This window comes from Barnesiella sp. CU968 (assembly GCF_905219685.1).
Taxonomy (GTDB): domain Bacteria; phylum Bacteroidota; class Bacteroidia; order Bacteroidales; family Muribaculaceae; genus Lepagella; species Lepagella muris_A.
Window position 1 is genome coordinate 1 of the sequence record NZ_CAJMXD010000094.1, and the last position, 8,905, is coordinate 8,905.

The window sequence follows — 8,905 nt, forward strand, 5'->3', positions numbered from 1 at the left end:
GCAAGAACCCGCACCTTGTGCGATTCGAATTTCTCGATGCGAAATATTTTGTCATCGTAATGATTGGTGTCGGAATAGGTGGAAGTGAAAAATTCACCGTCACGGGTAATCACAAGCACTTTGTCATCACCCTGGAATATACCCAGGCTTTCACCGCGTCCGTCGTAATTGAGACGAAGCACATCACGGTCGAACCATACTTCCCGACCTCCGAGTGTGCTTGATCCCCTGCGTTCAAGCGATACGTTCCTTATCTGATATTTGGTGACAAGGTTTCCGAGCGATTCCTTCCCCTTTACCGCAAGTTCAGAGAAATTCACGTATATGTCCAGATTGCGCGGACGGCGTCCCGTCTCGTTTGCCTCGTCTTTAAGCGAAACGCGCACTGTCTCCGCCTCGCCGTTGGGGTTGCAGGTCAGCCATTCGATACGGGAACCATCGACCCCCTTGGTTATGTTATATTCCTTCTCCCGGGTGAGTCCTGTGATATAGAAACGTTTCATATACGCGTTGCCACGTTTGCCGTTGCGGTATATCACATTATATATGGTGCGTTTGTCTCCTTTCTTGAAGACTCCGAGGTGAATCACTTTCTTGCCTATGTACAGTTTTTCCTGTACGCGCACTATCTTGTATGTTCCGTCGCGATAGATCACGAGTATGTCATCTATGTCGGAGCATGTGAATCTGAATTCCTTATCCTTGAGACCGGTTCCTATGAATCCTCCTTCCGCGTCAAAGTAGAAACGTTTGTTTGCCTCGGCTACTTTCGTTGCCTCGATAGAATCGAAGCTTCTGATTACTGTGCGTCTCGGAAAATTCTCGCCATATTTCTCCTTAAGATGTATATACCATTTTTCAGTATACTCTACGATGTGCTCCAGATCATATTCGAGTCTGGCTATTTCCTCATCAAGGCGCGCTATCTTCTCATCGGCTTTCTGCGAATTGAACTTAAGAATGCGCCCCATCTTTATTTCCCAAAGGTGTATGAGGTCATCATCGGTGACCGCACGGAAGAAAGTGTGTTTGAAAGGTTCCATCAGTTCGTCGACGCGGCGTATTGCCGATTCCATGTCGCGTGACTGTTCCACTTTCTCATCCTTATACATCCTCTCTTCGATGAAAATCTTTTCGAGAGATGCGAACATCTGTTGCTCGCGTGTCTCGCCGAGTTTTATTTCAAGTTCCTGACGCAGCATCTCCTGAGTGTGGTCAACAGAATAGCGCAGAAGGTCGGAGACTGTCAGGAACTCCGGTTTGCGGTCTCGGATCACACAGCAGTTCGGAGATATGGAAACCTCGCAGTCTGTGAATGCGTACAGAGCGTCGATTGCCTTGTCGGAAGAAGTTCCCGGAATAAGATGCACGAGAATCTCAGCCGTGGCGGCAGTGTTGTCATCTACTTTCCGGATCTTTATTTTCCCCTTTTCCATCGCGCCGAGAATCGATGATATCAGCGTGGATGTGGTCTTGCCGAATGGCAGCTCTGTTATTGCAAGGGTCTTGTTGTCGATCTTTTCAATCTTTGCCCTTACTTTTACGGAGCCGCCGCGACCGCCGTCGTTATATTTCGACACGTCAAGCAGTCCGCCGGTCTGAAAGTCCGGAAATAGCCGGAAGGGACGGTCGTGGAGGTATTCCACGGCAGCGTCTATGATTTCGTTGAAATTGTGTGGCAGTATCTTGGAAGACAGTCCCACCGCAATGCCCTCCACTCCTTGAGCGAGAAGCAAAGGAAACTTCATGGGAAGGGTGACAGGTTCTTTCTTGCGACCATCGTAGGAAAGAGTCCATTCTGTAATTTTGGGACTGAAAGCTGTCTCTATGGCGAACTCCGAAAGACGCGCCTCGATATATCGTGGTGCGGCGGCGGAGTCTCCGGTAAGGATGTTGCCCCAGTTGCCCTGGGTGTCGACAAGCAATTCCTTTTGACCGAGCTGAACAAGAGCGTCTCCGATAGATGCGTCTCCGTGGGGGTGATATTGCATTGTGTTTCCCACAATGTTCGCAACCTTGTTGAAACGCCCGTCATCAAGGGTAGACATCGAATGCAAAATGCGTCGCTGCACCGGTTTGAGACCGTCTTCGATGTGAGGCACGGCACGTTCCAGAATCACGTAGCTCGCATATTCAAGATACCAGCTCCGGAACATTCCGGACAACACCGTTTTCTTGTCGGTGGTCGATGCGTTCGTGTTCCGGACTTCATCGGAAGCGGCAGACTGCGACTGTTCCACAGGATTTAAAGAGTCTTTTTCAATTGGCTCGAAGGAATCGTTGTTCTCAGACATAGGTTAAAATTCGAATTTTATGCGTAAAGTTAACAAAAAAATCACAATTTTTTGTAAAAAACACTTATATTTGCAATCTGAATACAGATTGTGTGACTATTGTGTGACGATATAAGCAACCTGCATCATAGACAATAATATCTTATTAACTAAGGAATTCATATAATTATGTATTACATCACCCTTAACAACCAGACAATCGGGCCCATGTCTGCCGAGCAGATGATGGCTTACAATGTGACCAATGAAACTCCTGTAAGCAGAGACGGAGGAGAATGGCAACCGCTTTACACCTATCCCGAACTCATGGAGCGTTATCAGAAAAGCGGCAAATCTTATGCCGCAAATGCCGAGGTTTCGTCAAAGAAAACACTTTGCGGCATAATGGCGATATTGCTCGGTGGTCTTGGCGTGCAGTATTTTGTAATGGGCAAGACCGCCGCCGGTCTGATTACGATTCTTCTTGCAATCGTGACATGCGGACTTTGGCAAATAGTCACCCTCATTCAGGGCATAATGATGCTCTGTATGACAGAATCCGACTTTAAACGCAAGTATATCGATTCAACCTCCACTCTTCCTCTTTTCTGAGCGCTGCATTTCTGAAGCGTTTGCCTGCAGACAATACATTGAAGTTTCCGGAAGCATAGTTGCAGTTATGCTTTCGGAAACTTCTTTTTTTTAATGAAATTTAAGTTAAAATTTACGTTTCGAAACATTTTTTGTGTAAAAATTTGCACTAAACGAAATTTTACTATAAATTTGCGCAAAATTTCGTTAAAACTCGAAATCGACATAATGCATTATGTCCTGTTATCAGGAAAACTGGCGTTTTCCTGATAACATATAAAAGGATATGTATGCGGCAATAATTGAATCAGGCCGAATGGCACAGCTGTCAGCCGGACTAAATAACCTTAGAAGAATTAACTAATTACGAATCATGACAAAGAAACTCCTTTGCCTGCTTAAGGCAACCCTGGTGTTGAGTGTCTTCTCCCTCTGTCTCGTCAATTGTGGAGGCAAAGACGAACCTGATCCCGGACCCAACGGTGGCGGAAACACAACTGAAATAAAAGTTACCCTCCCGTCGAGTGTGGATGTTGTAAAAGGTGAAGACTGCAAAATCGAAGGCGAGAACACACTGCAAACTTCCGATCTTGTCTATCTCATAGAGGGGGGTACCATTACTTCCTGCGCTGTGACTGAAGCTGACGCCGCTCATTTCGCGTTCCGTCTCCCTGCTGATTTTAAGGGAGGGAATTATCGCTTTGACGTGAAGCGCGGAGATCGCCGTGTGCAATTCGGAACGATAACCATAAATATGGTTGAAAGGAAGATCGAGATTTTACCTGGCACTACTATATATGGTGTGGTTGAGTCTGCCGAAGGTCCTATAGCCGGAGTGGTTGTCAGTGACGGTGTGGAAACTGTTCAGACTGATGATAACGGTGTTTACCAACTGAAATCTGAGAAAGAGTCGGGTTATGTGTTTATTTCTGTGCCCGGTGGTTACGAATGCGCGCTCGACGGCGTTTTCCCTGATCATTATCGTACCCTTGTATCTGCAAAAGATGTTCCCGAAAACCAAAGCTTCACCCTAAAGAAAGTTGACCAAAGCAATTATAAGGTGCTTTTCTTAGGTGACATGCACCTTGCCGACAGAGCTAAAGGGGGTACGGCTTCAAATATGGACAACACCCAGTTTAAAGGTGTTGCCAAGGATATTAATAACTATGTGCAGTCGAATGGCGGAAGCAAGATTTATGCTATTACTCTCGGTGACATGACATGGGATCTTTATTGGTATGTCCGCAATTTTGATCTTTCCGACTACAAAGAGTTTTTTAACGAGCAGGTAAAAGGTTTGCCGGTGTATCACACTATCGGTAACCATGACAACGACATGAATGCCATAGGACAGTTTAAGGCAAAGAATCCTTTCGCTGTCACGATTGCCCCTCCTTATTATTCTTTCAATATAGGAGACGTTCATTATGTGGTTCTTGATAATATCGATTGTTCGAAATATGTAGGCGGAGGCGATTCCAACCGGGACAATCAGGTTGCAGGAAAGATCTATTCTCCCCAGTTCTCATGGCTTGCGAAAGACCTTTCCTATGTGGACAAGTCTACGCCTGTAATCATCACTATGCACGTTCCGGTATATAGCGACAGCAAGCCCGGCGAGTTCTCCGCGAGGACTTATTCTCCTGAAGTGCTTGCCGCTGTTGAAGGATATAACGTGCATTTTGTGACCGGTCATACGCACCGCAACTATAATGCGCTCCCCGGGAACAAAGGTGTAGGCAACGTTTATGAACACAACGTTGGCGCCATATGTTCCGACTGGTGGTGGAGCGGTGCCGTGACCCCCGGCTGCCTTATGGCTCCCGATGGCACTCCTGCAGGATATGCAGTATGGGACATAACCGGAAAAGATTTCAAGTATACGTATAAATGCGCCGGCAAGGATGAAAATTTCCAATTCCGCTCATATGACCTTAACGAGATTTCTTTCTCTTCGAGTGACGTTGAAGGACTTAACTCGACGATGGCAGCAATATTTGCAGCAAAGATAGCAGATTATACAGGTCAGAAGAAGAATGAGGTGCTCCTTAATGTATGGAACTACAATACGCGTTGGACTATCACTGTGACTACGGCAGACGGAAAGGCTCTTGACGTGAGGCATGTAAGTGCTTATGACCCATTGCATATCGCAGCCAATGTTTTGAAACGCTGGAAAGGGAGTCCGACTTCCGAACCTATCGGTTCCACAACGAAAGACCATCACTTCTTCAAGGTCACGGCTCCCGATGCCGACACAGACCTGATCATTACCGTTAAGGATGAGTTTGGCCGCACTTATACAGAAAACATGCAACGTCCGAAAGCCTTCGGCACGGACGCTTACAAGATAGAGATAAAGTAGGATTTTGCTTTTAGGCGTTATGTTTTAGGTTTTAGGCTTTAGGCATTAGGATTTGATGCCAAAGCCTAAAACTCCTGAAACTTAGGATATAGATACTAACGCCTGACGCCTAAGACCTAACGCCTGCCAATAGGTTCCAGGAGTGAGGCTCTAACGCCTGCCACCTAAAGCCTAAAAAACTGAACTAACTATTTTACTTACTAATACCTACCTTATGAAACAAGTCAGAAGACTAATTCTTTTGATGGTGACGCTGATGGTCAGCTTCCCGCTGTGGGCGGCGAGCCGTCAGGTAACGGGTACCATCACCGATGAAGCGGGTGAGCCGCTGATCGGAGTCAGCGTGATGCTTGACAAGTCGAGAACGGGATGTATGACCGACATCGACGGAAACTTTTCTCTTCAGATACCTGAAGGGGAGGCGACTCTGAAGATCGTGTATGTCGGCTACCAGAGCCAGCAGATCAAGGTCGCTCCCGGTCAGAACGCACTGAAGATTGTGATGAAAGAAGATGCTCAGACCCTTGAAGAGACAGTGGTCATCGGTTACGGTACCCAGAAAAAGGTGAACCTCACCGGTGCCGTTGCCTCTGTTGACGGCAAAAGCCTTGAGGACCGTCCCGCCGCAACAATCTCCAACATGCTTCAGGGATCCGTTGCCGGCCTTAATGTAACCACAACTTCAGGACTTCCCGGATCTTCACCTAAGTTGAATATCCGTGGTCAGGCATCTATTAATGGTGGTGCGCCCCTCGTCCTTATTGACGGCTCNATTGGCGAGATTGACAATGTGAATCCAAACGATGTGGCGTCAATCTCCGTGATCAAGGATGCCTCGGCAGCAGCAGTGTATGGTGCGCGTGCAGCATTCGGTGTAATTCTTGTGACAACGAAGAATGGTCAAGAGAATGACGGAAAGGCAACCGTGCGTTATAACGGACGGTTCGGCTGGCAGGAACCCACTACCTCGAAAGATTATGAGACTACCGGCTATTGGTCAGTATATCTTGTTAATAAGTTCTATACATCTGCGCAAGGAAAGCAATACATAACTTATGATGAAAATGATATGCAGGAACTTCTTGCCCGTGTAAATGACAAGACTGAGAATCCAGACCGTCCATGGGTTGTAGAGCAGACAATAAATGGTAGAAGGCAGTGGAAATATTATGCCAACACAGATTGGTATAATACAATCTACAGAGATAAATATTTCTCACAGCAACATAATCTGTCATTAAGTGGGGGCATTAAGAAGATCAGATATTATCTTTCCGGTGGACTTAACGTTAACGATGGTATTATCAAGATCAATGGTGATACTTTCAAGAAATATAATCTACGTGCCAAGGTTGATTTCCCAATCAATAAATGGATAAACGTGAGCAATAATACATCTTTTTACGGCTCTACATATGAGTATAACGGATTTGTTGAAAGTGCGATGCAAGGAACATCACGCCATGGACTTGCCTGCTATCCTTTGACCAACCCTGATGGGTCATATATTTTCAAAACTCCTTACCAGGGTAGTAACTTTATGAATGGACGCCACATTTTGTTTATGGAAGGTAAAAGTCCTGGTATAGACCGCAGGACAGATTTCATGAATAATACACGCGTGAACTATTCTCCTATAAAACAGCTTACCATTAGTGCGGATTTTACCTATCGTTTCAATCAGGAAAGAAGCACAAACAGACGTACCAATCTTCCCTATCGCACATATCCTGATCAGGAAATGCAATATTACGTAACAGGANCAGGTGAAGATGGTCTTCAGGAGAATATAAAGACCTATAATTATTACGCAGTAAATGCACTGGCTACTTATAAAGATACATTCAACGATGCACATAACTTGACCGTAGTTGCTGGTTATAACTATGAAACACGTAATTACAAAAGAGTTTATGCATATGGAAACAATCTTATAAGCAATGACTTGAATGACTTTGATCTTGTCGGTTCAAATGCAGCTGGCGAGATAATCACCGGTGTGGAAGGTGGTCAGCACCAATATGCTCTCCAAGGTATTTTCGGCCGTGTGAATTATGATTATTTGGGTAAGTACCTTGTTGAGATATCCGGTCGTTATGACGGGTCTTCCCGTTTCTCCAGAGGAAAACGGTGGGGCTTTTTCCCTTCCGGTTCTATTGGTTGGCGCTTCTCTGAAGAGGCTTTCTTTGAGCCATTACAGTCTTGGTGGAGCAACGGTAAGATCCGTGGATCTTACGGTACCCTTGGTAACCAGAATGTATCTGATTACTATACTTTCCTCCGTAAGGTTGGTGCAGCTCCATTTGACGGAGATGACGAAAGATCTAAATTCTCTTTTGGAGAGGGAACAAATTATGGTACATATGCAACTCTAGGATCTCCTATTGCTTCTAACCTGACATGGGAGAAGACTCATCAATATGACCTAGGTTTTGACTTGGGTTTCTTCAACAATCGCCTTGGTGCAACTATAGACTTATATATTCGTGATACAAAAGACATGCTTGCTCCAGGTGTGGCTCTTCCTTCTGTATATGGTGCAACTTCTCCAAAGATGAATGTGGCAAACCTTCGTACAAAGGGTTATGAGATTGCTCTTAATTGGAATGACTCCTTTGAACTTTGGGGTAATAACTTCTCATATGGTGTCGGTTTTAACCTTTCTGACTATAAGAGCACTATAACCAAATATGATAATCCAAACAAGACATTTGCAAAAGATTATTATGTAGGCATGGAACTTGGTGAAATATGGGTTTATGAAACCGATGGATTCTTCAAGACCGATGAAGAGGCGCGTGAATACACAAGCAAGATTGACCATAGCTACGATGACATGTCTAAATATGTTGGCTCAGGATGGCAAGCTGGTGACCTCAAGTTTGTAGATCGTGATGGTGACGGTAAGATCGGCATAGGTGATAACACTGTTGATAGTCCCGGGGATCGTTATAAATATGGCAACAAGTACGCTCATCTTCAGTATGGCTTCCGTGCCAACATTAATTATTTTGGTTTTGATGTTTCAGCTTTCTTCCAAGGCACAGGTAACCATTACTATTATCCGAACGGTTATACTTATGACTTCTGGGGGTGCTATTCGTGGTCTTACCTTTCATTTATTCCGACAGATTTTAAAGATAAGATTTGGAGTGAAGATAATCCGGATGCTTATTTCCCCCGCGCTATGGGTTATCAGTCAACAGGCGGATATCTCAAGCCCGGATTCAAGAATGACCGATATATCCAGAATCTCCGTTATCTCCGATTTAAAAACCTGACCGTGGGCTATACGTTGCCACAGAAATGGACACGCAAGGCTCTGATGGAGAAAGTGCGTGTATATTTTACTGCAGAGAATCTTTGCTATTGGTCTCCACTTAAGAAAAATTCAAAATATCTTGATCCAGAGGCTATCGGAACACACGACGGAGAATCAAACAATATGTTTTATCCTTGGTCTAAGAGCTTTATGTTCGGTCTTGACGTAACATTCTAATCTCCAATAATAAATTATAATGAAGAAACTATTATATATACCGATCGCCTTGATGATGTTTACAGCAACATCATGTGAGGATGCTATCGATCTCAATCCGAAATCTCAGATAGGTCTTGACGATTATTTCAATAATAAGACAGATCTACAGCTTTTTAGCAATTATTTTTATACCAA

Annotated in this window: 4 protein-coding genes; 3 read left to right on the plus strand and 1 reads right to left on the minus strand. The window is 44.8% G+C overall.

Translation table 11 applies throughout. From position 1 onward, the window contains the following. The coding region (locus JX312_RS05385) for a DNA gyrase/topoisomerase IV subunit A (RefSeq protein WP_204457304.1) at positions 1-2,294 on the minus strand (2,294 nt) is incomplete at its 3' end. A 168-nt stretch (positions 2,295-2,462) separates the two neighbouring features. Here JX312_RS05385 and JX312_RS05390 point away from each other — a divergent pair. The 3 genes from JX312_RS05390 to JX312_RS05400 all read left to right on the plus strand — a co-directional run bounded on the left by JX312_RS05390 (position 2,463) and on the right by JX312_RS05400 (position 8,728). Next, the gene (locus JX312_RS05390; protein ID WP_204457305.1) at positions 2,463-2,885 is read left to right on the plus strand and encodes a GYF domain-containing protein; all 423 of its coding nucleotides are present in this window, start codon (positions 2,463-2,465) and stop codon (positions 2,883-2,885) included. Positions 2,886-3,237: 352 nt separating this feature from the next. Continuing rightward, positions 3,238-5,229: a calcineurin-like phosphoesterase family protein gene (locus JX312_RS05395; RefSeq protein ID WP_204457306.1), complete on the plus strand. Its 1,992-nt coding sequence runs from the start codon at positions 3,238-3,240 to the stop codon at positions 5,227-5,229. Positions 5,230-5,443: 214 nt separating this feature from the next. Then, positions 5,444-8,728, plus strand: a complete 3,285-nt coding sequence (locus JX312_RS05400; protein ID WP_204457307.1) for a TonB-dependent receptor — start codon at positions 5,444-5,446, stop codon at positions 8,726-8,728. The last annotated feature ends 177 nt before the right edge of the window (positions 8,729-8,905 follow it).